The following is a 26,234-nucleotide window of genomic DNA, read 5'->3' on the forward strand; positions in this document are numbered from 1 at the left end:
TTACTTCTGTAGTGGGGTGACAACTCAAATTACATAGAACGACAACTTGAGCAAAACAACGACAAATAACGGTGAATTTGTCATTGTATGGATGTGCTTTCTATCAAAAACACGGTTAAATTAAACAATAAAAGGTCAAAATTGATTAAAAATCAATCTAAATCTTTGCTAATTTTAAGGCGGTAAATTTTAAATGAATGCGACTTTCTCGTCAAGTTTAAAACGTATGGAGAAATTTTATGAAATAAAAAAACCGCACTTTCAAAAAGTGCGGTTTAAAATCTATCAATTCTTTAAATTATAAAGAAGCTTGATCAACAGCAACACCTGCCCCCATAGTGGTAGAGATGCTTACTTTCTTGATGAAGATACCTTTTGCAGTAGTTGGTTTTGCTTTGTTTAAAGCAGCCAATAATGCTTGAAGGTTTTCTTTTAATTGAACTTCAGAGAAGTTTGCTTTACCGATAGTGGTGTGGATGATACCGTTTTTATCATTACGATAACGGATCTGACCAGATTTAGCATTTTTAACTGCTTCAGCAACGTTTGGAGTTACAGTACCAACTTTAGGGTTTGGCATTAAACCACGTGGGCCTAATACTTGACCTAATTGACCAACAACACGCATTGCATCAGGAGAAGCGATAACAACATCAAAGTTCATTTCGCCTTTTTTGATTTGCTCTGCTAAATCTTCCATACCGACTAAATCAGCACCAGCTTCTTTAGCTGCATCTGCGTTAGCACCTTGAGTGAACACAGCTACGCGTACTTCGCGACCAGTACCGTGTGGTAACACAGTTGCACCACGCACGTTTTGGTCAGATTTACGAGGATCGATACCTAAGTTTACTGCAACATCAACGCTTTCTACGAATTTAGCCGTTGCGAATTGTTTTAATACCGCAATCGCTTCGTTAATTTCGTATGCTTTAGTAGAATCTACGCCAGCTTTGATTGCTTTCATTTTTTTAGTCAATTTAGCCATCGTATTATTCCTCCACCACTAAGCCCATTGAACGAGCAGTACCAGCGATTGATTTCATTTTAGTTTCGATAGTCGCGCCAGTCATATCTGCTGCTTTAGTTTCAGCAATTTGACGAACTTGATCTAAAGTTACTTTACCCACTTTATCTTTGTTCGGTTTACCAGAACCAGATTTGATACCAGCAGCTTTTTTCAATAATACTGCTGCTGGTGGAGTTTTAGTGACGAAAGTGAATGAACGGTCTGCATATACAGTGATAACAACTGGAATTGGTAAACCTTTTTCTAAGCTCTCAGTACGAGCGTTGAATGCTTTACAGAATTCCATGATGTTCACACCTTGTTGACCTAATGCAGGACCAACTGGTGGTGATGGGTTTGCCATACCAGCTGCAACTTGCAACTTAACGTAGGCTTGGACTTTTTTTGCCATTTTAGTTTTCCTCTAATTGGGTAATAACGCTATTAAATAGCTCCCCGATAATTTTCAGTGCAACATATTGCACCACACAAAAATATGAGCCGCGAACGGCTCATAATGGGTGCGGATTATATAAAAAGTGCGGTTGTTTTTCAAGCACTTCTTAAATCCACTAGAAGATATTATTGCGCATCACCAATTAACACTGAATCTAACGCAATTTCAATCATATCATTGAATGTTAATTGACGTTCTTCTGCCGTGGTTTGTTCGTGAGTACGAATGTGGTCAGAGACGGTACAAATCGTTAATGCTTTCACACCATATTCTGCAGCCACACCATAAATTCCAGCAGCTTCCATTTCCACGCCTAGAATGCCGTATTTTTCCATTACATCGAACATTTCTACATCAGGTGTATAGAATAAATCCGCCGAGAATAAGTTACCAACACGAACGGCTTTGCCTTTTGCTTTTGCAGCTTGAACAGCGGCTTGTGCCATATCGAAGTCGGCAATAGCTGCAAAGTCGTTATCTTTGAAACGAATACGGTTTACTTTTGAATCAGTACATGCACCTAAACCGATAATCACATCGCGCACTTTTACGTCCATACGAACAGCACCACAAGACCCTACACGGATGATTTTTTTCACGCCATATTCAGTGATTAATTCTTTCGCGTAAATAGAGCAAGATGGAATCCCCATACCGTGTCCCATAATAGAAATTTTACGACCTTTGTAAGTTCCAGTAAAACCAAGCATATTACGAACATTCGTTACTTCAACTACATCTTGTAAAAAAGTTTCTGCAATGTATTTTGCACGAAGTGGATCGCCAGGCATTAAAACAACATCAGCAAATGCACCTTCAGGCGCGTTAATATGTGGAGTCATAATTTTTCCTTAATTTTTGATAATGAATAAAAATGAATAAAGTGCGGTCATTTTTACCGCACTTTTTAATTGATTAAGATAAATTAAAGTGCTGCAGCACCTAAGCCGATAAATAAACCAGCAATAGTTGCACTCATTAAGTTAGCGAGAGTACCAGCGATAACGGCTTTGATACCTAAACGAGCAACATCACTACGACGGCTTGGTGCCATACCACCTAAACCACCAATTAAGATTGCAATTGAGCTGAAGTTAGCAAAACCACAAAGTGCGAAAGTAATAATCGCTTTGGTTTTTTCAGTTAATACAATCGCAGAATCTGGTTGTAAGTATTTTGCAAATTCAAGATAACCCACAAATTCATTAACCGCTAATTTCATCCCGATCATTTGTCCTGCGATACCTGCTTCAGCACCATCTGTTACACCGATTAAGTATGCTAATGGTTTGAAAATTAAACCAAAGATAGATTGTAACGTTAAGTCGCCATGGCCAAACCAGCCGCCAACGCCGCTTAAAATACCATTAATTAATGCAATTAAACCAACGAATGCAATAAGCATTGCACCTACGTTTAATGCAAGTTGCATACCAGCACTCGCGCCACCCGCCATTGCTTCAAGTACGTTAGTTGGTTTTTCTGAATCATTGTCTTCTGGTTGTTTATCTGTAAATTGTTCAGTTTGTGGGAACATTAATTTCGCAAATAATAAACCTGCTGGTGCTGCCATAAATGATGCTGCGATTAAGTATGTCAATGGCACGCCCATTCCTGCGTAACCCGCCATTACTGAACCCGCGATAGAGGCTGTTCCACCTACCATAATGGCAAATAATTCAGATTGGGTCATATTTTTAATGTAAGGACGAACAACTAGTGGTGCTTCAGTTTGACCAACGAAAATATTCGCCGCCGCTGACATTGATTCTGCTTTTGACGTACCCAATGCTTTTTGCAATGCACCACCTAATACTTTAATCACGACTTGCATAATGCCGAGATAGTAAAGCACAGAAATTAAGCCAGAGAAGAACACGATAATCGGTAATACTTTCACTGCAAAAATGAAACCTGATGGTTTACTTGGATCTGCTAATCCGCCGAAAACGAAATTAATCCCGTCGTTACCATAGGCAATAACGTTAGATACCATATCCGCAGCGGCACCCAACGCCTGTTTACCTGCTGGCACATATAAAATAAGGGCGGCAAATCCTACTTGGATTGCTAACGCCCCCATTACGGTTCGAATACTAATCGCTTTACGATTATTGGACAGTAACACGGCAATAGCGATTAATACGACCATTCCCAAAATGCTGCTTAACACACTCATTTTTGATTCCCCTAGATTAGTTAAGTTAATAAAATTCGGCTTATTCTACTTGTTTTCTTATGAAAAGTCGGCGAATTTTCACCGCACTTTTTGTAAACGTCTATAAAATAGTCAAAACCTTGTTAATTCCACATTGACGTGCATAAGCAGCTAGGGCATTAGTTTCTTCCACACTTGGAATATATGCTGATAACCCTGATTCATCACGCGCACCTTTACTATGCATACGGATAATTTTTAATGCCACGTCTGGATAATTTCGTAGTAGTTGAGCAACTTTGCTCACTAAATGTTCCGCATCAAAAAAATGCTTTAAAAAAACCAACCGCACTTCTTCCACTTTGTTTAATGGCAATAAGGTAGCTAAATTTTGCAAATTCCGCTCCAGTTTGTCGTTTTTTATATGTAAACGTTCTGGCATCACTTGCTGTGGTACGATTCCTGCTTGATTTTTCCGATCGAAACAAAGTGTTTGCAAGCCAACCCCCTCTCCTTTCAGATCGAATAAAAATTTGTCAGTAACATCTATTAACGAACGAATACGATCAAATTCAAAAAAGCCACTACTATCCAAATAACACGTCAATCCTTGCGAACGTAAAGCCTTAAAGAGTGGCACAAGTTTTTTGTGATGAATAGTGGGTTCTCCACCAGAAACCGTTACACCTCGAATAAAGGGCGTAGCTTCCATCACTTGATCACATAAGTACTGCAAACTGACTAATTTTGCACTTTCCGTATAACGTGGAATGGTTTCTGGATTATGGCAATACAAGCAATTTAGTTTACAGCCTTGTAAAAAAATACTGGTACGATTGCCTTGCCCTTCTACATTTGAAAACGGAATAATCCGATGCAACGGCACAAAAATCTCAGAAAGTGCGGTCATTTTTTCAATTATTTTTCAGCAGTGACATCTTTTTCATCGCGTAATTGGCGATCAAACACGTTGGCACATTCATCCGTACCTGAGCCATACCAAGTTGTATCGCGTAATGCGACTTCGCCTTTGCGATATTTTTCAACTTCGCTTTTCTTCACTAAATAACCTGTAACACGAATTAAATCTGTATTTTTCAAATAGGTGGTAATGTAGCGATAACCTAAGGAAAATGCACCATCAATAATATCTACCACCGCATCGCAGTGATCTACATAGGTTTGATCAAAGGCGAATAAATCCCCTGTACCAGATGGGAAATATTTATGGAACGGTGCAGACTGTTTCAAATGCGCAAGTAAAGTCGGTTCTTCGCCTACACGAATACGATGCGCTGGTGCGTTGCGTTTGTCTTCTTCGTGGTTGCTTGCGCCCACTTGTGCATGTAATAAATAACGATTGCCAGTGCGTTCGGCATAAACTCCTTCGTGCGCATCAGTAATTTCTTTCAATTTATCCATAATCGCTGTGGCAATGTCATCGCCACGAACGCTCTCACCAAAGGTTTCATTTAAGCCTTCACATTGCAATAAGTGATTTGTGGCATCAGCCAAGCCTACAATTGCGAACATCCCCGTAAAATTAGTACGTTTGATAAAGCCTTCTTTTTCGAGGAATGAACTGTTAAAGAAATTACTTTCTTCCACTACAAACTTATGGCGTTTATCCATCGTCGAAAGAGCACATTTTGCCACACGTGGTAATAATTCGTTTACCATTTCATCCGCACTTTTACAGGTGCGAGCAATTGTCCCTAGACGTAAACGCGTTAATGTATAAGCACCGCCACATTCAGGCAGTGCGTTATAGCAACTTGCTACGCCATATTCTTCACCAAGATCGGAAATATAGTAAGCATCGTTCGCAAAAGATGGTTTAGAAACTAATAAACAGGCTTTTGCTGCAAGTTCAGCAAACTCACGGCTCGTTTTGGATTTATCATAACGAATAGTCATATTCGGTGTTGGCGCTTCAAGCTCAATCACCGCGCGTAAAATCAAGCGACCCGCTTTCGTATCATAAGGTCCAATATTGGCATGACAGAATGAATCAGGCACAGTTTTGTCGATATGATTTAAGAAACGTTTAATTTTGATGTAGTCTTTTTCTTCATCAGTAATGAACGGTTCGAGCAATACATCAAGACGACCAACATAAACAGGATAAGTTGTAATGGATGGCACGTGGGAGTAAAGAATCAATAATCCATCAAGTGCCTCATCAAGATCTTTTGGTGGCGGCAGCTCTAAAAATTCGCAGCCTTTTTGGATATATACATTATAATCAGGCAGGATATAGCGAGGGCGATAAATCGCGTAACCTTCACATAAATCACAAATCATCTGATTCTGTAAAAAGCTCCATTCTTCATCGGTATAGCCAAGCAAATCGCGAGGATCAAATAAACGCTCAGCAATATTGCCTAATGTCATTAATTTTTGATGATAAGTCAGATTATTGGCTTTAACCGTATCGAGAATATCTTGAAGTGAAGCTAACATAACGTCCCCTTTAAAAATGGTTTTGTATTGTACGCAATGGTAACAAAATAGACAATTTTGAAAACGTGAGGAAGATCACAGTTTTAGAAAATAAACATTATGCAAACGGTTACTCAAAATAAATAATATGTTTTTGATATAAATGAACTGACAAAATTATTTCTGTTTTTGCGTCTTTCCTTTTATGATAAAACGGAACATAAAAGGTAATAAATATGAAGAAAAAAGCACGCGTTATCCCCCACACATCTTGGGCAGCCACATCATTATGGACAGTGCAATATAAAACCATTTCAATCTTACTTTTTGCTCTTTCTATTTTAGGTATTGGAGATGGGCTTATTGTATTATCAGGTTTAGGATCGACACCTTGGACTGTACTTTCACAAGGTATAGCAATACAGACAAATTTTGACATTGGCTGGTCATCTTTTTTAATTAGTTGCGCAGTAATGTTGGTATGGAAACCACTCAAATTACGCCTTGGGCTTGGGACATTATTAAATATTATCATTATTGCTCTATTTCTAGGGATCACAACAAAAATACTGACGCCGCCAACCGCACTTTTTTCACGAATGATCTTCTGTCTGATCGGTATATTACTCTATGGTTTTGGAACTGCGTTATATCTCACTTGTTACTTAGGTGCAGGCCCTCGAGACGGATTGATGGTTGGTATTTGCCAACGTTTTCATTTAAGCATCAACGTGGTACGCTCAAGCCTTGAAATCTCGGTTTGTTTACTTGGTTTTTTACTTGGTGGTGTCGTTGGATTGGGTACTGTCCTTTTCGCCACCAGCATAGGCAGCGTTGTTCAATTCTTCTTAAATATTATTGCTCGTTTGCCACATATTCCGTATGAAAAGTGATATTTCAGCTAACGCATTGTCTATTGAAATTAACTCTAAATTCATTTGAGTCTCTTTTCCCGCAGGTGGGCAAAATGCAAGATGCTTATCTGCATCATTAATAGGCTTCCAACGTCTCGGCTGAGAAGAACGGCTATTTGGATAAAACCCAATGGTCGGAATATTAAAAGCGCTACTTAAATGCAATGGGCCTGTAGAACCTGCAATAAATAAATCCGCACAAGCCAAAGAATGAGCAAAATCCACTAAACCTTTATTCTTATCGTAAACAACTACGCGTAAATCATTCACAAGAGCTGCCAATTTATGGGCGTTTTCACTTTCGCCAGGCCCTGCTGTCAGCACAACATTGCAATCAAATTCAGCCAATAAGCCTTTAATTAAATCCGCATATTGCGCTAAAGAAAGATTCGTTGCTGAACCACCGGAACCACTATGCACAAAGATCCATTTTTTATTTGCGGAAAGCCCTAAACTCTCTTGCAAGAAAACACGCTGATTTTCCACCGCACTTTTCCCGAAAGTTAAATAAGGCGGTTTAGGTTCAACAATTGACATATTATGCTTTTGCAAAAAAGCCCGAACTAAGTCTTGATTGTATTCAGCCTCCGATTTTTCAGAACGAGAACGGCGTTGTGTTAAGCGGTGATTATAGAGAATTTGAACCCATTTAGTCGCAGGTGCAAGGCGATATTTAATCCCACTTTTCCAAGCAAGTTTTCCATTATGGGTATTAGAAAAGAAACTAATCATTCCATCAAACTGCTGCGCTTTGATTTCCTGCACAAGACGATTGAAATCCGTTTTATCATTTTTTTTGCTATCAATAATAACATCATCAATAAACGGACAAACTTCCGCTAGAGGTGCAGTGTAACTCGGCACAAGTGCGGTTAATTTTAAAGAAGGATTTGATAACTTCAACATTGCAAAAGCAGGCCATGCTTGCATAAAATCGCCTAATTTATCGTTACGAATAACTAAGATCTTTTCCATAATTTCTCCGCTAAAATAAAAAACCGCACTAATAAAGTGCGGTCGTATTTTATGTTATTTTTGTAGATTATAAAACATCAACACAGTTTAAGTCTTCGAAAGATTGTTCTAAGCGTTTAGACATAGATTCTTCCATTTTACGTAACCAAACACGTGGGTCGTAATATTTTTTGTTTGGTGCATCTGGGCCTTCAGGATTACCTAATTGACCTTGAAGATATGCTTCATTTGCTTTGTAGAAGTTCAAAATACCATTCCAAGACGCCCATTGCGTATCAGTATCAATGTTCATTTTGATTGCACCGTAGCCAATTGCTTCGCGGATTTCTTCGCGGCTAGAACCAGAACCACCGTGGAATACGAAATTAATTGGTTTCGCAGGAAGATTGCGTTCTTTCGCAACGAACTCTTGTGATGCACCTAAAATAGATGGTTTTAATTTTACGTTACCTGGTTTGTAAACACCGTGTACGTTACCGAATGCTGCAGCAACGGTAAAGTTAGGGCTTACTGGGCGTAATTGGTCATAAACATAAAGTACGTCAGAGGGTTGTGTATATAAACGTGATTCATCAACATCAGAATTATCTACGCCATCTTCTTCTCCACCAGTAATACCAATTTCGATTTCAAGGGTCATCCCCATTTTATCCATACGCGCAAGATATTCACGGCAAATCGCCATATTTTCTTCCATTGGCTCTTCAGATAAATCGATCATATGTGAAGAGAAAAGTGGACGACCGGTTTCTGCGAAATGTTTTTCGCCTGCATCTAATAAACCGTCGATCCAAGGTAATAATTTTTTCGCTGCGTGATCAGTATGAAGAATAACAGGCACACCGTATTCTTTCGCTAAAGTATGAACCTGTTTCGCACCAGCGATTGCACCAAGTACATCAGGACGAGTACCACTCGTTGGTTTGATACCTTTACCTGCATAGAAAGCTGCGCCACCATTTGAGAATTGAATAATCACTGGCGCTTTTACGCGAGCAGCAGTTTCTAACACAGCATTAACAGAGTCAGAACCCACACAGTTTACCGCAGGAATAGCAAAGTTATGCTCTTTTGCATAAGCAAAAACTTTTTGCACATCTTCGCCTGTTACAACACCGGGTTTCACGATATCTAATAATTTAGCCATACTTGTGTTTCCTTTTTTATGTTTAGCGAGACAAGCCCGCAATTTGAAGAATTTGTATTGATGATGGCATTTTTGATGCCACCATCAATATGTTATAGAGGAAAAGTGCGGTTAGTTTTTCGCACGTTTTTCAAGAATCTCTACTGCAGGTAATACTTTGCCTTCTACAAATTCTAAGAACGCACCGCCACCCGTTGAAATGTAAGAGATCTTGTCAGCAATACCGAATAAATCAATAGCCGCTAAGGTATCTCCGCCACCAGCGATAGAGAATGCATCGCTGTTTGCAATGGCGTGAGAAATAATTTCAGTCCCTTTACGGAAGTTAGGGAACTCAAACACGCCAACTGGGCCATTCCATAAAACAGTTTTTGCATTTTTGATAATTTCAGCCAATTGTTCTGCTGATTTATCGCCAATATCAAAAATAGATTCATCATCTTTCACTTCATTTACCGCTTTTTCTGTTGCTGCTGCCGTTTCAGAGAACTCTAAACCTACACGAACATCAACTGGCACAGGAATATCAGTGCTTTCTGCTAATTCTTTCGCAACTGGGATTAAATCAGCTTCATATAAAGATTTACCTACATTATGGCCTGCTGCCGCAATGAAAGTATTTGCAATACCACCGCCCACAATAATTTGGTCAGCGATTTTTGAAAGAGAATTTAATACTTCTAATTTAGTTGAAACTTTAGAACCACCAACAATAGCCACCATTGGACGAGCAGGTTCTTTTAATGCTTTACCTAATGCATCTAATTCAGCAGCTAATAATGGGCCTGCACAAGCAATTGGTGCAAATTCTGCAACGCCGTAAGTGGAAGCTTGAGCACGGTGTGCAGTACCAAACGCATCCATTACAAATACGTCACAAAGCGCGGCATATTTTTTACCTAATTCAGGATCGTTTTTCTTTTCGCCTTTGTTTACGCGTACGTTTTCTAAAACAACGATTTCGCCTTCTTTAACCTCTACGCCGTTTAAATAATCTTGTTCTAAACGCACATTGAAGCCTGCGTTTTTTAAGTAATCAACAACTGGCTGTAAAGAATCTTCTGGTTTGAATTCTCCTTCAGTTGGACGACCTAAGTGAGAAGTTACCATCACTTTTGCGCCTTTTTCTAAGGCTAATTTTAAAGTGGGAATGGTCGCACGAATACGCGCATCTGAGGTCACTTTGCCATCTTTTACTGGCACATTAAGATCTGCACGGATAAATACACGTTTACCCGCTAAATCTAAATCGGTCATTTTGATTACTGACATAATCTATCCTCTTGTTAAGTTAAAATTAAAATTGAAAACTTTTCGTATTATACCTACTTCGTGCTAGGTTGTAACGATTTAGATCAAAGAAATTCTTATTTGCTTTGGCAATTCATTACCTGCCATTTTTTATCATAACAAATAAATAATTCATTTCGACTTGCCTTCAAATACGCATTTTTTAATTGTGGATTATGTTGTTTCATCCAACCAAAAAGTTCATTACGGCTTAATTTTTGATTCGGTAATTTTAATGCGTTAAATAATTCCTGCTCCTTAGCAAAATATTGCTGGGCAGAATCAAAAGCACAACTACCGTGTTTTTCCCACTCGCCTTGCAATAATTGCTCGCTCGGAGAAATTGCCAAATATTGTGCTAATAAACCTTTTGGCAAAGCAAGTAAATCGCCTTTGCAAAAACGAGGATGATCTGAAACAACGCGAGCATTTGCATTTTGAGGCCATAGCCCATGTACAACCCAACCAAAAGTGCGGTTATTTCCACATTGATATTGGGAGGATGCAGGCAACTGATCGCCATATTTTTCACGCTGAATATCACAAAATCCGGGCGACCAAGATAATGCCAACATATAATAATCAACAGGTGCCTTTGCATTTTGCCCAATATGATCATTGCGCATAATCACATCATAGTTTGCAAAAACATCTGGATTTTTTACCGCACTTTTTTCAATATCTGTCCGCTTTGTCTCAAATTGAGGCTCTAATTTAGGTTCAGGTGCTTTTGTTTGCTTAGCCTGTTCGATTACGGGAGAAGACGATTGATGTTTAGCTTTGGTTGGATTAGTAAAATATTGCCAAATTGCTAATACAACAAGGATAATAAGAGAAAGAATGGAAGTAAGTTTTTTCATAAATTTTGTTTAGTTTTTGTCAATCAAGTTTTTGTCAGCTATAATTCGCCGCTTTCAACTTCTATTAAGGATCACAATGGCATTACTCATCACTAGCAAATGTACCAACTGCGATATGTGCTTACCAGAATGCCCAAACGAAGCCATTTCAATTGGCGATGAAATTTATGTGATCGATCCTGTGCTTTGCACGGAATGTGTCGGTCATTACGACACCCCAACCTGTCAAAAAGTTTGCCCAATCAGTAACTGCATTAAGCCCGATCCTGAACATCAAGAAACCGAAGAACAGCTTTGGGAACGCTTTGTAATGATTCATCATTCCGATAAGTTGTAGAAAATAACTTGCCTTCCCCTACTTGTGGGGGAAGGTGCCCGAAGGGCGGAAGGGGGCTTTCTATATATCTCCTCAACCTTCGGCAGCTCCCCTGCAAACAGAGGGAGAAAAGTGTTTTCTCTAGGGAAAAATCAAATATTACCCCACTACGGCTGGTAAATATCCCCATTGAATTAAAAATGGAATAATCATAATCACGATGCCAATCAATAACGCAATCACCAAAGCAAAATTACCGCCAGCGACTCGATATGGTAATGTTGGATTTTCAATACGTGTACGCCACGCCAAACCAATTGGTAAAATTAAGCAATAGAACGCACACAATAAACCTGCGTAACTTAATGCAGTAATAAATCCTTCGGGATAAAACAATGCGAACACAAGTGGTGGTAAAAATGCGGCAATGGTTAAAACAAAGCGATTATTTGGCAAATGATAACGCTTGAATAAATCCCCCAATCCCTCAAATACACCAAGCATTACGCCTAAGAAAGAAGTGATCAGTGCAAGTGATGAAAACGCACGCACAACCTCTCCCATAAAATGCGAACCTGTGATTTCACGTGTTGCATTCACTAAGCCATTTAGCGTTGGATCAGCTTGTAAAATACGCACAAACTCGCTTTGACTTAATACACCGTGGGTTGCTAACTGCCATACAAAGTAAGCAGCTAATGGAATCGCAGTACCAATCAAAATGGCACGACGAAATTTATCAACACTTCCACCTAAGTAGCTATTTACACTCGCCATAATGACGTGGAAACCGAAAGAAGTAAAAAATATTGGTGCCGCAGAAACCACAAAAGCATAATCCAAAGGCAATGCCATTAAATTATCTGTTGCTACTTTTGGAAGCATCATAAACAGCACAAAAGCAAAGGCGATTAACTTACCAATAAATAATACGCGAGTTAAGCCATCCACGCCTTTCGTTCCTACAACCACAAAAGAACCTAATACCACAGTAAAGATAACAATCGCAGTTTTAAGCGACATAGCTTCCATACCAAAAGCAGTTGGCAAGCCTGAAAGTAAAGAGCCGCCACCCGTAATATAAGCGGCTGAAAGTGCATAAAGTAAAACTAACAAACTCAACGTTGCTAGAATACGTCCTGAAACCCCAAAATATTTTTCAGCGAGCGTGGCGACACCGTCATCCAACTGATCCGCTGTTTGATACACTTCTACAAACAACAATCCGCTGTAAACCAACAAAACCCACAAGCCCACGAGCAATAACACGGTGTAACCAAAACCCATGCCCGCTGATGTAAGCGGCATAGCAAGCATACCTGCTCCAATGGTTGTGCCTGCAATAATCAGCGCACTCCCAAAAGTTTTGTTTTTTAGCATAAAATTATCCTTATAATGTTGTGTTTAAAAACTAATTTAAATTTGACCGCACTTTTCTTTATAGTGTAAACGGCAAACAGAAAGGTAAGAATCATTGCCCCCAATTTGAATTTGCGCGCCTTCTTTAATGACTTCGCCCTGATCATTTAAACGCAAAACAAAGTTAGCCTTGCGACCACAATAACAAATTGTTTTTAATTCTTCGAGTTGATCTGCCCAAGCCAGTAAATATTTACTTCCTTCAAAAAGTTCCGCTTGGAAATCTGTACGCAAGCCATAACAAAGCACAGGAATTTTGAGTTTATCGACGACATTACTCAACTGGTAAACTTGTTGTTTATTAAGAAACTGTGCTTCATCCACCAGCACACAATGTACTTTTTCTTTTTTTAAGTGCGCATTAATTTCATCAAACAAATTGGTTTCCGAGCGAAATAAAAAGGCATCTTGCGAAATGCCAATACGCGATGTGACTTTCCCCACGCCAAAACGATCATCAATCGCAGCCGTATAAACTAATGTGTTCATATCACGTTCACGATAGTTATAGGAAGATTGTAGCAACGTCGTTGATTTTCCAGCATTCATTGTGGAGTAATAAAAGTAGAGTTTTGCCATTTTTTTCCTTCATACCTAGGGTAGGTATACCCTAGGTTCATTTCAGTATTATCCCTTTGGGATAAAGTGATTGTTCTCCAAAAGATAAGTTTATTACTATAATTAGCTGTGGATATACCTACCCACGATAAAACATAAACATTAAATCGCTTCTAATTCCGTCATTGCCCAGCGAGGCTTAACATCAATAGCCAGATCGCTATGCTGACCTTGTTTTAAACGTAAAAAACCTGTGTAAGCAATCATCGCGCCATTATCTGTACAAAATTGAGGTTGAGGATAAAACACTTCACCACCTAAATTCTGCATTAAGTGCGCAAGCGTTTCTCGGAGCTTTTTATTTGCACTCACCCCTCCCGCAATCACTAAACGTTTATAACCTGTTTCTTTCAATGCACGTTTACATTTAATGGCAAGTGTGTCCACCACTGCATCTTGGAAAGCATAAGCAATATCTGCTTTTGTTTGTTCTGTCAGTTTACCCTCGTTTTTAATCGCTTGATTAATCGTATTCGCAGCAAAGGTTTTTAAACCAGAAAAACTAAAATCAAGACCTGCACGATCTGTCATTGGACGTGGAAATGTGAAACGATTTGGCACACCTTTTTCTGCTAAACGAGAAAGTGCTGCACCGCCCGGGTAATCTAATCCAAGTAATTTTGCTGTTTTATCAAAGGCTTCTCCAGCAGCATCATCAATGGATTCGCCAATCACTTCATATTTTCCTACGCCATCTACACGTACCAATTGAGTATGACCACCCGATACCAACAAAGCAACAAAAGGAAAGTGCGGTGAATTTTTATCAAGCATTGGTGCAAGTAAATGCCCTTCCATATGATGAACACCAATCGCTGGCACATTCCAAGCATAGGCTAGAGAACGTGCGATAGTTGCGCCCACAAGCAATGCACCGACAAGCCCAGGGCCACTCGTATAAGCCACGCCATCAATATCACTCGCGGTTAAATTGGCTTCTTCTAATGCAGCCTTAACAAGAGGCGCCGTTTTACGGATATGATCGCGCGATGCCAATTCGGGTACAACGCCACCATAATCAGCGTGCAGGGCAATTTGAGTATAAAGTTGATTAGCAATTAACCCTTTTTCTTCATCATAAATCGCCACGCCCGTTTCATCACAGGAAGTTTCAATGCCTAATATTTTCATTGATTTTCTTCATTTATTACCTAAAATGTTGCGCGATTTTACCCTGTTTAAGCGGTTTTAACCAGTTGAACCACAAATATTAAGGTGAATTGGCATTCTATCCTTTACTTTTTGCCTAAAAGTAGATTAGAATTGCGTCCTTTATTAAATCTGTCATTTGCACACAGGTGCTTTGGCAAAAATAAAATTTTAAATTGCAATTAAATTAAACTCATTGAGGTGATTGGCTTATGCCTGTAATTAAAGTACGTGAAAACGAATCATTTGACGTAGCTTTACGTCGTTTCAAACGCTCTTGCGAAAAAGCGGGAATCTTAGCTGAAGTACGCGCTCGCGAATTTTACGAAAAACCAACTACAATTCGTAAACGTGAAAATGCAACCCTTGCAAAACGTCACGCAAAACGCAACGCTCGCGAAAACGCGCGCAATACCCGTTTATACTAATTTATAGTATTTTCTGACTCGAGTTAAGACAAACCGTGAATCCTTTGGACTCACGGTTTTGTTACTTTAAGCATAACAAAAATCTACGCCAAAAACGACCGCACTTTCACACCACGATCACGGAGGCTCAACAATGAAAGGTTCTATTCCACGCCCCTTTATTGATGATTTACTAACAAAATCCGATATTGTCGATGTGATTAACACGCGCGTAAAACTAAAAAAAGCTGGCCGCGATTATCAAGCCTGCTGCCCTTTTCACCACGAAAAAACGCCATCCTTCACAGTTAGCCAAAAGAAACAGTTTTATCATTGCTTCGGCTGTGGCGCACACGGTAATGCCATTTCCTTTTTAATGGATTATGACAAACTTGAATTTGTCGAAGCTATTGAAGAACTTGCAGCAATGGCAGGACTTGAAGTACCTTACGAAAAACGCGCTAATAACAGCGGAAAACCTCAAGCTAATTATCAAACCAAACGAAATCTCTATGAATTAATGCAAGAGATTGCCAAGTTTTATCAAAACCAATTACCATTAAATACGCAAGCACAAGAATATTTACAACAACGCGGGCTTTCAGCTGAAATTATTAAGCGTTTTCAAATTGGGTTTGTGCCGAATGCAATGGATACTGTACTGCGTAAATTTGGTGTTAATCGTGAAGAACAACAAAAACTCATTGAGTTAGGTATGCTTTCTCGCAATGATCGTGGCAATATTTACGATAAATTCCGCAATCGCATAATGTTCCCGATTCGCGATAAACGTGGTCGTACAGTGGCTTTTGGTGGACGAGTATTAACGGATGACAAACCGAAATATCTGAATTCGCCAGAAACCATTACTTATCATAAAGGTAACGAGCTTTATGGTTTGTATGAAGCCTTACAAGCCAACGATGAACCAAAACAATTACTGGTTGTTGAAGGTTATATGGATGTAGTGGCATTAGCACAATTTGGCGTGGATTATGCGGTCGCTTCTTTAGGTACGTCCACGACATCAGAACAAATTCAACTTATTTTTCGTTCGACCGAACAAGTGGTTTGTTGTTACGATGGCGACCGTGCTGGGCGTGATGCAGCGTGGCGAGCGTTAGAAAATGCGTTGCCTTATTTAGAAGATGGCAGACAACTCAAATTTATTTTCTTGCCAGAAGGAGAAGATCCTGATACTTACATTCGTCAATACGGCAAAGAAAAATTTGAAGAATATATCGAAAGTGCGCAATCTTTAAGCGAGTTTATGTTTGCACATTTAAGTCCTCAGGTTGATTTTTCCACTAAAGAAGGGCGCGGAAAATTAGTTGCGCTAGCTGCGCCGTTAATTCGCCAAATTCCTGGAGAAATGCTTCGCTTATCGCTACGCAATATGCTTGCTCAAAAACTTGGGATTTTTGATCAAACTCAGCTGGAAAATCTTATTCCAAAACAATTAGAACAAGCCAATACACAACAAAAAGTCGCTAATAATAAGATCAAAAAGACACCAATGCGAATGGTCATTTCATTGCTTCTGCAAAATCCTGAATTAGTAAAACGTATGTCTGAAAGTGGCGTGCAAGCATTACGTGCGGAAGCAGGGTTTGAAATTCTGGAAAAATTGACCGCACTTTGTCGCCAACGAGAGGGCATTACTACGGGGCAAATTTTGGAATACTTCCGCAATACATCTTACAGTAATCCCCTTGAAATACTGGCAACTTGGGATCATTTATTAGACGAATCCGATATAATCAACGCATTTTCACAAAATTACCGTCGCTTAAATATTCAAGCTATTGAGCGCGATATTGAAATGCTTATTGCCAAAGAACGAACTGAGGGTCTCACTAATGAAGAAAAAACGGTACTTGTACATCTTTTAGCTGGTAAAGAACAGCAGAAAAAACAGTTAGTGAATCCGCTGTAACAATGGTAGAATCTCAGGTTCATAAAAAATCTTATCTTCTCAATCACATCAAGCAAAACGAGTATAAAAATGGAAAAAAATCAACAATCTACGGCTGAACAATATTCAGAACAAATTGAGCAATTGATGGAGCTAGGTCGTACACAAGGGTATTTAACTTTTGCTGAAATCAATGACTTATTGCCCGAAGATGCTATTGATCCTGAATATTACGACAAGTTGCTACAAACGTTGCAAAATGATGCAGGCATCCCTGTGTTAGATGAAGCACCAGAAAGCGATGATATGATGTTGAGTGATACCATCCCTGATGAAGATGCAGTGGAAGAAGCAACTCAAATTCTTTCTAATGTAGAATCTGAAATCGGTCGAACAACGGATCCTGTCCGTATGTATATGCGTGAAATGGGAACAGTTGATCTTCTTACTCGTGAAGATGAAATCAGCATTGCAAAACGTATTGAAGAAGGGATTGATGAAGTTCAAACCTCTATCGCAGCCTATCCTGAAGCATTAAATGGATTACTAAAAAACTATGATGATGTAGAAAAAGGTAATTTCCGTTTGACCGATTTAATTACAGGTTTTGTTGATCCAAATGCCGAAATAGAAGAACACAACGGACTTGATGAAGACTTTTCTGATGAAGATGAAGATGAAGATGATGATGATGAAGAAGAAGGATCGAGTAATGCAGATGTGGAAGACAATGAATCAGAATCCACATCAGATTCAAGCGACTCTGATAACAGTATTGATCCTGAAGTTGCTCGCGAAAAATTTCAGCAATTAAGAGAACAGCACTCTAAAACCCTTGCTGTTATTGAAAAACACGGTCGCTCTGGAAAACGCGCTCAAGATCAAATTGCACTACTTGGCGAAATTTTTAAACAATTCCGTTTAGTGCCAAAACAATTTGATTTACTCGTTCTATCAATGAAAGAAATGATGAAACGTGTACGTTATGAAGAACGTCAGCTACAAAAAATATTAGTGGATATAGCAGGAATGCCAAAGGATGATTTTGAAAAAATTATTACTACTAATGGCAGTAACAGAGAATGGGTAACAAAAGCATTAAAATCTAGCAAACCTTGGGCTAAACGTTTAATTAAATATGAAGATCGTATTTATGAAGCCTTAAACAATCTAGCGATAACAGAAGAAAATACTAAACTTACCATTACGCAAATGCGTAACATTTGCGATGCAGTCGCACGAGGCGAACAAAAAGCACGCCGAGCTAAAAAAGAAATGGTTGAAGCTAACTTACGTTTAGTAATTTCTATCGCGAAAAAATACACAAATCGAGGTTTACAATTCTTAGATTTAATTCAAGAAGGGAATATCGGTTTAATGAAAGCGGTAGATAAATTTGAATATCGACGTGGTTACAAATTCTCTACCTATGCAACTTGGTGGATTCGTCAAGCAATCACTCGCTCTATTGCGGATCAAGCGCGTACAATCCGTATTCCTGTGCATATGATTGAAACGATCAATAAACTTAATCGTATTTCTCGCCAGTTATTACAAGAAATGGGACGTGAAGCAACACCAGAAGAATTGGCAGAACGTATGGGAATGCCAGAAGATAAAATCCGTAAAGTACTGAAAATTGCAAAAGAGCCAATTTCGATGGAAACACCTATTGGCGATGACGATGATTCGCATTTAGGGGATTTTATTGAAGATTCAACCTTAGAACTTCCTCTTGATTCTGCCACAGCACAAAGTTTAAAAGTTGCAACTCACGAGGTGCTTGAAGGTCTGACACCACGTGAAGCAAAAGTATTACGTATGCGTTTTGGTATCGATATGAATACCGACCATACGCTTGAAGAAGTGGGTAAACAATTCGATGTAACACGCGAACGCATTCGTCAAATTGAAGCAAAAGCATTACGTAAATTACGTCATCCTAGCCGTTCTGAAACACTGAGAAGTTTTTTAGATGAATAGAGAGAAACATAAAAAAGAAACATCAATCTAAACTTAAAAATCAGATACATTTATTTAAGGACTAAGTTCTATAATCCGCAGAATTTAGTCCTTTTATGTTTTACTTAAAACATTTTAACCATAAAAAATCTGCGCCCGAATTAGCTGGTTTATTTATTCAGCTTTAAGGCACAGATTAAAGTGCGGTAAATTTTTTTGATATTTTTACTTAAATTATTTATTTAACTTCGCTTTGTAAGTTGGGTTCATTAAGTTTTCTACAGAAAGAATGTCATCTAATTGTTCTTCTGTTAATAAACCTTTTTCTAACACAACTTCACGTACGCCTTTGCCTGTTTGAGCACAGATTTTACCCACTAAGTCGCCGTTGTGGTGACCGATAAATGGATTTAAGTAAGTCACGATACCGATTGAGTTAAACACATAGTTTTCACAAATTTCTTTGTTTACAGTGATGCCATCCACGCATTTATCGCGTAAGTTCACACAAGCATTGGTTAAGATGTCGATAGATTCGAACATTGCTTGACCAATCACTGGTTCCATTACGTTTAATTGTAATTGACCTGCTTCAGATGCGAAGGTCACCGTTGTATCGTTACCAATTACTTTAAAGCATACTTGATTTACTACTTCTGGAACAACTGGGTTTACTTTTGCTGGCATAATAGAAGAGCCAGCTTGTAATTCAGGTAAGTTAATTTCTTTAATACCAGCACGTGGACCAGAAGAAAGTAAACGTAAGTCATTACATACTTTAGAAAGTTTCACTGCAGTACGTTTTAATGCACCGTGAACCATGACATAAGCGCCACAGTCAGATGTTGCTTCAATTAAATTTTCTGCAGGCACGCAAGGCAAGCCTGTTACTTCAGCAAGATGTTTTACAACTAATTCCGTATAGCCTTGAGGCGTATTTAAACCAGTACCAATAGCAGTCGCACCAAGGTTTACTTCAAGTAATAAACCTGCAGTACGTTTTAAGTTACGCACTTCTTCTTCAAGTAATACAGCAAACGCTTTGAATTCTTGACCAACCGTCATTGGCACCGCATCTTGCAATTGAGTACGCCCCATTTTTAAGATATTCGCAAATTCTTTTGCTTTATTGTCAAAACCATCTTGTAAATATTGAATTTTATCGATCAATTTTAAGATGCTATTGTATACCGCAATACGAAAACCTGTAGGATACGCATCATTGGTTGATTGACTTGCATTAACGTGATCCATCGGATTAATCACGTTATATTCGCCTTTCTTATGACCAATTTTTTCAAGGGCAAGATTAGCAACCACTTCATTAGTATTCATATTGACAGACGTACCTGCACCACCTTGATATACATCTGATGGGAATTGATCTAAGCATTTTCCAGTAGTAAGGATTTCATCACAAGCTGCTACAATCGCTTTTGCAATACCACTTGGAATTGCACCTAATTCGCCATTGGCTAAAGCCGTTGCTTTTTTTACCATTACCATACCACGTACAAACTCAGGCACGTCAGAAATGGTTACGTTAGAAATATTGAAATTTTCTACCGCTCTTAATGTATGAATCCCCCAATATGCTTCTGTAGGCACATCACGTTCGCCGAGTAAATCTACTTCTTTTCTAAATTGAGTCATTTTAATTACCTTTTTGGGTTAGTTAATTTATCGTCATTATAGAAATTTCAAGAAGAAAAAACTTGATGAAGATCACATTTTCAAAAAATGCTCTCAAGACATATTTTCATTTTTCGGATTAGTTTTTTTAGGGAAAAATAAGCTATCCATCAATCTTATGTAGATTTCAAGAGCTTACCAATTTTCTCAAACAAATTCTGAATTTGCTCTGCACGACACCCGAGTATCCGCACCATTAAGCCATATTCATTGAGTTGTGATATGCCTATCAACAAACCTTGTTCTTCCATAAACTGCTGTTGTAAGGCTTGCACCTGTTGCTTAATTTCAAGTGAACTTTTCCCTAAATGCAAATAAATTAGCGAACCTTGATGGGAATAATTTTCCATCTGGCTCAAAGCGGTAAGGTTCATTTTAGACGGCAGCCATTGAATACAATCACTGACAAGCGGTCGTTTTTTGCCATCGTTTTGCAAAGCATAAATCTTCAAATGGGAAGAAAACTGACGGAAAGCAAAACGTTCGTCATTCAACACCCGACCAATCGCCACGATTTCACCGTAAATCAGCTCGCTTTGTTCGTCCATTTCAATCTGGGTTTGCTGCTTAAAAACGGAATCTTTATGCAACACCAGTGGATGCGGCAAATAGAACAAACGGCTGTTTTCGGCAAGGGCAATACGAGTAATTTGCTCTGCACTGTCGCCCTCATTCATCGCCAGCACCCGAGTAAATGCCTGCGTATTGAGCGAAAGAGCGGTCAATTTTGCCAACGAAATGTCAATCTCTAACACATCGCCCGACAGCAACCCAGGGGAGGACGACATCTGCATCGCATTCAAGCCATTAACCCACGCATCATCGTAACTTGGCAACGTTATCACTTTAAACGGTGGCGTCGCAAAGTATTCGGCAAGCTGGGTTTTGCCACTTTGGGAAAGTTTGGTAGAAAGGGATAATTTGCTGTTCATAGATTTTGTAGGGGCTAATTAGATTAGCCCCGATATTTCACCAATAATTGGGCAAATGTAATTTGCCCCTACGATTAACGAACCAAAGATGCGGGTTCTTCCACATTCTTCAACAACGCATATTTTTCAATCCAACCGATCACGCCGTCAAGATTTTCTTTTTTCATCAAATTAGTGAAAATAAACGGCTGACCGTTACGCATACGGCGGGCATCGCGTTCCATCACGCTTAAATCTGCCCCTACAAAAGGAGCAAGATCAGTTTTATTAATGACTAACAAATCTGAACGAGTGATACCCGGGCCACCTTTACGAGGGATTTTTTCGCCTTGTGCCACGTCGATCACGAAAATCGTCACGTCTGCCAAATCTGGGCTGAAAGTCGCTGAAAGGTTATCGCCACCCGATTCAATGAACACGATTTCCACATCAGGGAAACGAGCCACCATTTCGTCCACGGCTTCTAAGTTCATTGACGCATCTTCACGGATCGCCGTATGCGGACAACCGCCCGTTTCCACACCCATAATTCGCTCAGGCGGAAGTAAGCTGTTTTTCGTTAAAAATTCCGCATCTTCTTGGGTGTAAATGTCGTTAGTAATGACTGCCACACTATATTTTGACGCTATTTCACGAGTGAGTTTTTCAATTAACGCCGTTTTGCCCGCACCAACAGGACCTGCCACGCCGATTTTGATGTAATTACGCATTTTTCTTTCCTTTAATTAACCTAGCAACTGTGATTATTTACTACAAGCGGTAAGGTGGACATAAGCCCACGCATTTAGCTCTGAGTTTTTATTTTCCTTCTAAAATGCTCTTTAGAAAAAAGGGAAAAATGCGGTCAAAATTAACCGCACTTTTCATTGTTAAATAAACACGTGGGCTTACGCCCACCCTACCCCTGAAAAATAAAAACACAGCAATCACAGGTTATGACATATATAATCTGGTATAAAGCACCTCGTGTTGCATAGCCCGAATATCATTCGCCAGCGTTGCCGCACCAAGCCATTCTTCGTCGGGGTCAAGGCTTAATTCCACCGCTTGCACGAGTGAGCCTCGCAAGTCAAACAGAATATCTTGCCCATCCATTTGGCTGAGGGGAATTAGCTTCACGCCGTTAGTGATCGCACCGACTGCTGCGTTGTAGTAGAACGCATAGAGCGTATCGGCTTTGGTTAAGCCCATGGCTTGAGCAACCATTGCAAACACTATCGGAAAATAGCCCTGTACTCGTTTTTCGACAATCGCTTGTTGGTAAGTCGTAAGCAGCGTATGTGTTTCATAGCGAATAAAAATTTTCAGCAATCGTACGCCGAGTTTGAAACTCCCTTCTCGGCTTTCACGTGCCACTTTGGTGGCGGAAAGTTGCCAATCCAGTTCGCACAAGCGGTCAAAATTACCCTCATTCATTGCATCGAATGCAAGGGAAAGATATGCCCCGTCGTTGTAAATCCAGTTTTGTAAAAGCTGGGTTTGCACATACTCTTCGAGGCTTGCTTTAGTGGAAACAACGCCTTGCTGCACAAAGGTTTCCAAGCCGTTGGAGTGATTAAATCCACCAATCGGCAAGGTGGGATCGACCAAGTGCAGCAACGCACCTAAATCCGTTAAAGACCGGTTTAATGTTGATGCCAATTGCCGTCTCCGTGATGATGATAACCGTGATGATCGTGCGAATGACTATGTGAATGCCCGTGCCCTTGTACAGAGTTAGCTCTCAACGCTTGGCTTAAACGGCGTTCTGCTTTTTTCGGTTCAAATCCCGCCGCTTGTAACCACTCAAACATTGGCTTATCGTAAGGTAATGTCACTTCATCGCCATCTAAAAACAGCGGCGAATGTTTATTGCCAATTTCATAGCACGCCCGTGCCATTTCAGGCAAGGTTTTCGGAGACAGTACAATTACTTCGCTTGGCAAAATTTCAATCGCAATCACTAATTCATCGCTGATAAACACCACATCATCGTGTTTTAAACGTTGCCCTTCTTTGAGTAGGCGAAAAGCGACTTCACGCCCAGTATTTGTGGTTTTACGCAAAATATTCCGTTCGCTTTCATACCACTGCAATGCCACGCGTTCAATAGTCTGATTAGTAATTTTGCCTTCAGCCTGAAGGCTAGTTAAGTCGCCCAAAATGGTATCCATAATGGGCAAAATGGGGTTGAGGATTTTCATATTTCGTCTTATGCCTGTGGTTTTGTGCTAAACAAAACCTCATATTTTTCATTCATCTCTGCCGCCCAAGCGGTTAAATTTGGAAATTCTTTTGCAAGATCTAATCCAATTTTCTCAGCTCTGAATAAGAACCAATCAATGACTGCGACTGTCGTTAGCGTACCAATGTTTAATTCAGTGCCAAACGGTTTTAAATCTTGCTCAAGTCTTACAAAACTTTGACGATTACGTTCGGTTAGTTGTTGATGGCGAGCTGTCCACCATTCACTTTCAGGGCGAAGCATTTTTTCCGCCATCATTGGCACGGTGTTTTCCATAATGCCATCAGCTAAATTATGCAACGCTAACGTTGCCCAACGTGGCTTGCCACTCTCTGGAATGAGTTTAGGCTCTACCTTGCCTTTTTGATCAAGATATTCGCAAATGAGCAAACTGCCATAAAGCCAATTACCACAATTACGTTCTAACGCTGGCACTCGACCTAGTGGATTTGCCTGATTATGCGGAGAGCTTGCATCAAATGATGAACCAATTTTAATCAGTTCTGTTTTGTCTAAGAGTTGTTGATATTTCAACGTTACCAGCACTTTACGTACATACGGGCTGGTAGTGGAGTACCAAAGTTTCATTATAAATTCTCCTTAAAATTTGACCGCACTTTTCAGCTTAGAACATAAAATATCGTTGTCCTAACGGCACGGTATCCACGGGTTCACAGGTAATTAACTCTCCGTCCACTCGAACTTCATAACGTTCAGCATCAACAGTAATATTTGGTGTTGCATTGTTGTGAACGAGATCTTTTTTACCCACACTGCGGCAGCCTTTCACAGCAATGGTTTCTTTGTGTAAACCGAATTTCGCACGAATATCTGCTTTTTCAGCGGCTTGTGAAACAAAGAATACCGCGGTTTGTGCTGTCGCTAAGCCTTGTGCGCCATACATTGGACGGTAGAATACAGGTTGCGGTGTTGGAATTGAGGCATTTGGGTCGCCCATTTTCGCATAGCTAATAAAGCCTTTTTTAATTACTACTTCTGGTTTTACCCCAAAGAACATCGGTTTCCATAACACAATATCCGCAATTTTGCCCACTTCTAACGAACCAATATGATCTTCAATACCGTGTGCAATCGCTGGGTTGATAGTGTATTTCGCGATATAGCGTTTAATGCGGAAGTTATCGTTTCCTTCATTACCTAGCTCACCACGTTGCATTTTCATTTTATCAGCGGTTTGCCATGTACGAATAACGACTTCGCCAATACGTCCCATTGCTTGAGAGTCAGAACTCATAATCGAGAAAACGCCCATATCATGCAAAATATCTTCTGCTGCAATAGTTTCAGGACGAATACGGCTATCAGCAAAAGCTACATCTTCTGGCACGCGTTTATCTAAATGATGGCAAACCATCAACATATCTAAATGTTCATCAATGGTATTTTTCGTAAACGGGCGAGTCGGGTTGGTGGAAGCTGGCAGCACATTCGGGTACATCGCTGCTTTAATAATATCAGGAGCGTGTCCGCCACCTGCACCTTCCGTGTGGAAGGTATGAATAACACGTCCATCAATCGCTTTCATGGTATCTTCTAAGAAGCCACTTTCGTTCAGCGTATCGGTGTGGATTGCCACTTGAATATCCATTTCATCAGCCACTTTTAATGCTGAATCAATTACTGCAGGTGTTGCGCCCCAGTCTTCGTGGATTTTTAAACCTAATGCGCCTGCTTCAATTTGTTCGCGTAGCGGATCTAAAGTTGAGCAGTTTCCTTTACCAAAAAAGCCTACGTTTACAGGCAATGCTTCTGCTGCTTGGAACATACGCTCCATATACCACGCACCCGGTGTACAAGTAGTCGCGTGTGTACCATCAGCAGGGCCTGTTCCGCCACCAATTAACGTGGTAACCCCACTTTCAATCGCATGCTGTGCTTGTTGAGGGCAAATAAAGTGAATATGCGTATCAATACCGCCAGCGGTCGCAATTAAATGCGCACCGTTATGCACTTCCGTGCTTGCACCGATAATCATATTTGGCGTAACGTTATCCATCGTATCTGGGTTACCTGCTTGACCAATGCCCACAATGCGACCATCGCGAATACCAATATCGGCTTTGATAATGCCTAATTTAGCATCAATAATCATCACGTTGGTAATCACAAAATCCAATACATTTGGATTATCGCGAGTTGCCGTACCACTTTGAGCCATGCCATCACGCACACTTTTACCGCCACCAAATTTACACTCATCGCCTTTGGTCAATAAATCTTGTTCAATAGTTGCCCATAAATTGGTATCGCCTAAACGGACTTTATCGCCAACGGTTGGGCCATAAGTTGCTACATATTGCGCTCTTGAAATTGTTAATGCCATCTTG

25 protein-coding genes are annotated in these 26,234 nt (G+C 39.8%); 5 read left to right on the forward strand and 20 right to left on the reverse strand.

Annotated features, from left to right (window positions below):
* Window positions 1-298: 298 nt before the first annotated feature.
* The 6 genes from rplA to DQN24_RS01450 all read right to left on the reverse strand — a co-directional run bounded on the left by rplA (window position 299) and on the right by DQN24_RS01450 (window position 6,087).
* Window positions 299-988, reverse strand: coding sequence for a 50S ribosomal protein L1 (gene rplA, locus DQN24_RS01425; protein ID WP_005649467.1), 690 nt, complete (start codon window positions 986-988; stop codon window positions 299-301).
* A gap of 4 nt (window positions 989-992) precedes the next feature.
* Complete coding sequence (gene rplK, locus DQN24_RS01430) at window positions 993-1,421, reverse strand: 50S ribosomal protein L11 (protein WP_005630840.1); 429 nt, start codon at window positions 1,419-1,421, stop codon at window positions 993-995.
* A gap of 170 nt (window positions 1,422-1,591) precedes the next feature.
* Window positions 1,592-2,308 carry a purine-nucleoside phosphorylase gene (gene deoD, locus DQN24_RS01435; protein WP_005651974.1) on the reverse strand — a complete coding sequence of 239 codons (717 nt, stop codon included), beginning with the start codon at window positions 2,306-2,308 and terminating at the stop codon, window positions 1,592-1,594.
* 83 nt (window positions 2,309-2,391) lie between these two features.
* The gene (locus tag DQN24_RS01440; protein ID WP_111695287.1) at window positions 2,392-3,645 is read right to left on the reverse strand and encodes a NupC/NupG family nucleoside CNT transporter; all 1,254 of its coding nucleotides are present in this window, start codon (window positions 3,643-3,645) and stop codon (window positions 2,392-2,394) included.
* A gap of 100 nt (window positions 3,646-3,745) precedes the next feature.
* A complete protein-coding gene (locus DQN24_RS01445) occupies window positions 3,746-4,534 on the reverse strand; it encodes a 4Fe-4S cluster-binding domain-containing protein (RefSeq protein WP_111695288.1) in 789 nt (262 codons plus the stop codon).
* 8 nt (window positions 4,535-4,542) lie between these two features.
* A complete protein-coding gene (locus DQN24_RS01450) occupies window positions 4,543-6,087 on the reverse strand; it encodes a YjjI family glycine radical enzyme (protein ID WP_111695289.1) in 1,545 nt (514 codons plus the stop codon).
* A 215-nt stretch (window positions 6,088-6,302) separates the two neighbouring features.
* On the opposite strand from DQN24_RS01450, the gene DQN24_RS01455 reads away from it, so the two are divergent.
* Window positions 6,303-6,959: a YczE/YyaS/YitT family protein gene (locus DQN24_RS01455; protein WP_111695290.1), complete on the forward strand. Its 657-nt coding sequence runs from the start codon at window positions 6,303-6,305 to the stop codon at window positions 6,957-6,959.
* Here the strand turns inward: DQN24_RS01455 and DQN24_RS01460 are convergent.
* From DQN24_RS01460 to DQN24_RS01475, 4 genes are all read right to left on the reverse strand, one after another.
* Window positions 6,915-7,955 (reverse strand): glycosyltransferase family 9 protein, encoded by a 1,041-nt coding sequence (locus DQN24_RS01460; protein ID WP_021034607.1) that lies wholly within the window; start codon window positions 7,953-7,955, stop codon window positions 6,915-6,917. The two genes, DQN24_RS01455 and DQN24_RS01460, sit on opposite strands and share 45 nt — an antisense overlap.
* Before the next feature lie 67 nt (window positions 7,956-8,022).
* Entirely contained in the window at window positions 8,023-9,102 is a 1,080-nt protein-coding gene (fbaA, locus tag DQN24_RS01465; protein ID WP_021034606.1) for a class II fructose-bisphosphate aldolase, read from the reverse strand.
* A gap of 111 nt (window positions 9,103-9,213) precedes the next feature.
* A complete protein-coding gene (gene pgk / locus DQN24_RS01470; protein ID WP_021034605.1) occupies window positions 9,214-10,374 on the reverse strand; it encodes a phosphoglycerate kinase in 1,161 nt (386 codons plus the stop codon).
* 95 nt (window positions 10,375-10,469) lie between these two features.
* Complete coding sequence (locus DQN24_RS01475; protein ID WP_111695291.1) at window positions 10,470-11,252, reverse strand: ribonuclease T2 family protein; 783 nt, start codon at window positions 11,250-11,252, stop codon at window positions 10,470-10,472.
* 76 nt (window positions 11,253-11,328) lie between these two features.
* Here DQN24_RS01475 and DQN24_RS01480 point away from each other — a divergent pair, with 76 nt between their 5' ends.
* Window positions 11,329-11,589: a YfhL family 4Fe-4S dicluster ferredoxin gene (locus DQN24_RS01480; protein WP_084999920.1), complete on the forward strand. Its 261-nt coding sequence runs from the start codon at window positions 11,329-11,331 to the stop codon at window positions 11,587-11,589.
* 138 nt (window positions 11,590-11,727) lie between these two features.
* On the opposite strand, the gene DQN24_RS01485 is transcribed toward DQN24_RS01480, so the two are convergent.
* The 3 genes from DQN24_RS01485 to tsaD all read right to left on the reverse strand — a co-directional run bounded on the left by DQN24_RS01485 (window position 11,728) and on the right by tsaD (window position 14,736).
* A complete protein-coding gene (locus DQN24_RS01485) occupies window positions 11,728-12,948 on the reverse strand; it encodes an aromatic amino acid transport family protein (RefSeq protein WP_111695292.1) in 1,221 nt (406 codons plus the stop codon).
* 36 nt (window positions 12,949-12,984) lie between these two features.
* Window positions 12,985-13,566, reverse strand: coding sequence for a thymidine kinase (locus DQN24_RS01490; protein WP_111695293.1), 582 nt, complete (start codon window positions 13,564-13,566; stop codon window positions 12,985-12,987).
* Between the two features lie 141 nt (window positions 13,567-13,707).
* Window positions 13,708-14,736: a tRNA (adenosine(37)-N6)-threonylcarbamoyltransferase complex transferase subunit TsaD gene (gene tsaD, locus DQN24_RS01495; protein WP_111695294.1), complete on the reverse strand. Its 1,029-nt coding sequence runs from the start codon at window positions 14,734-14,736 to the stop codon at window positions 13,708-13,710.
* 230 nt (window positions 14,737-14,966) lie between these two features.
* Between tsaD and rpsU the strand changes: the two genes are divergently transcribed.
* The 3 genes from rpsU (at window position 14,967) to rpoD (ending at window position 19,059) form a co-directional block, all read left to right on the forward strand.
* The gene (gene rpsU / locus DQN24_RS01500) at window positions 14,967-15,182 is read left to right on the forward strand and encodes a 30S ribosomal protein S21 (protein WP_005627632.1); all 216 of its coding nucleotides are present in this window, start codon (window positions 14,967-14,969) and stop codon (window positions 15,180-15,182) included.
* 133 nt (window positions 15,183-15,315) lie between these two features.
* Window positions 15,316-17,097 (forward strand): DNA primase, encoded by a 1,782-nt coding sequence (gene dnaG, locus DQN24_RS01505; protein WP_111695295.1) that lies wholly within the window; start codon window positions 15,316-15,318, stop codon window positions 17,095-17,097.
* A gap of 69 nt (window positions 17,098-17,166) precedes the next feature.
* On the forward strand, window positions 17,167-19,059 hold the full coding sequence (rpoD, locus tag DQN24_RS01510) for an RNA polymerase sigma factor RpoD (protein WP_111695296.1): 1,893 nt from the start codon (window positions 17,167-17,169) through the stop codon (window positions 19,057-19,059).
* 213 nt (window positions 19,060-19,272) lie between these two features.
* Here rpoD and aspA read toward each other — a convergent pair whose 3' ends face one another.
* From aspA to ureC, 7 genes are all read right to left on the reverse strand, one after another.
* Entirely contained in the window at window positions 19,273-20,691 is a 1,419-nt protein-coding gene (gene aspA / locus DQN24_RS01515; protein ID WP_111695297.1) for an aspartate ammonia-lyase, read from the reverse strand.
* A gap of 155 nt (window positions 20,692-20,846) precedes the next feature.
* Complete coding sequence (locus DQN24_RS01520; protein WP_111695298.1) at window positions 20,847-21,662, reverse strand: urease accessory protein UreD; 816 nt, start codon at window positions 21,660-21,662, stop codon at window positions 20,847-20,849.
* 74 nt (window positions 21,663-21,736) lie between these two features.
* A complete protein-coding gene (ureG, locus tag DQN24_RS01525; RefSeq protein ID WP_005664465.1) occupies window positions 21,737-22,372 on the reverse strand; it encodes an urease accessory protein UreG in 636 nt (211 codons plus the stop codon).
* Window positions 22,373-22,595: 223 nt separating this feature from the next.
* Window positions 22,596-23,303, reverse strand: a complete 708-nt coding sequence (locus DQN24_RS01530; RefSeq protein WP_111695299.1) for an urease accessory protein UreF — start codon at window positions 23,301-23,303, stop codon at window positions 22,596-22,598.
* Window positions 23,288-23,845, reverse strand: a complete 558-nt coding sequence (gene ureE, locus DQN24_RS01535; RefSeq protein WP_054249333.1) for an urease accessory protein UreE — start codon at window positions 23,843-23,845, stop codon at window positions 23,288-23,290. Before ureE ends, DQN24_RS01530 begins: the two co-directional genes overlap by 16 nt.
* Window positions 23,846-23,853: 8 nt before the next feature.
* On the reverse strand, window positions 23,854-24,474 hold the full coding sequence (locus DQN24_RS01540; protein ID WP_021034593.1) for a glutathione S-transferase: 621 nt from the start codon (window positions 24,472-24,474) through the stop codon (window positions 23,854-23,856).
* Between the two features lie 37 nt (window positions 24,475-24,511).
* On the reverse strand, window positions 24,512-26,230 hold the full coding sequence (ureC, locus tag DQN24_RS01545) for an urease subunit alpha (RefSeq protein ID WP_050847474.1): 1,719 nt from the start codon (window positions 26,228-26,230) through the stop codon (window positions 24,512-24,514).
* Between the last annotated feature and the right edge of the window lie 4 nt (window positions 26,231-26,234).

Origin of the sequence: Haemophilus influenzae (genome assembly GCF_900475755.1) — a bacterium.
GTDB lineage: Bacteria > Pseudomonadota > Gammaproteobacteria > Enterobacterales > Pasteurellaceae > Haemophilus > Haemophilus influenzae_D.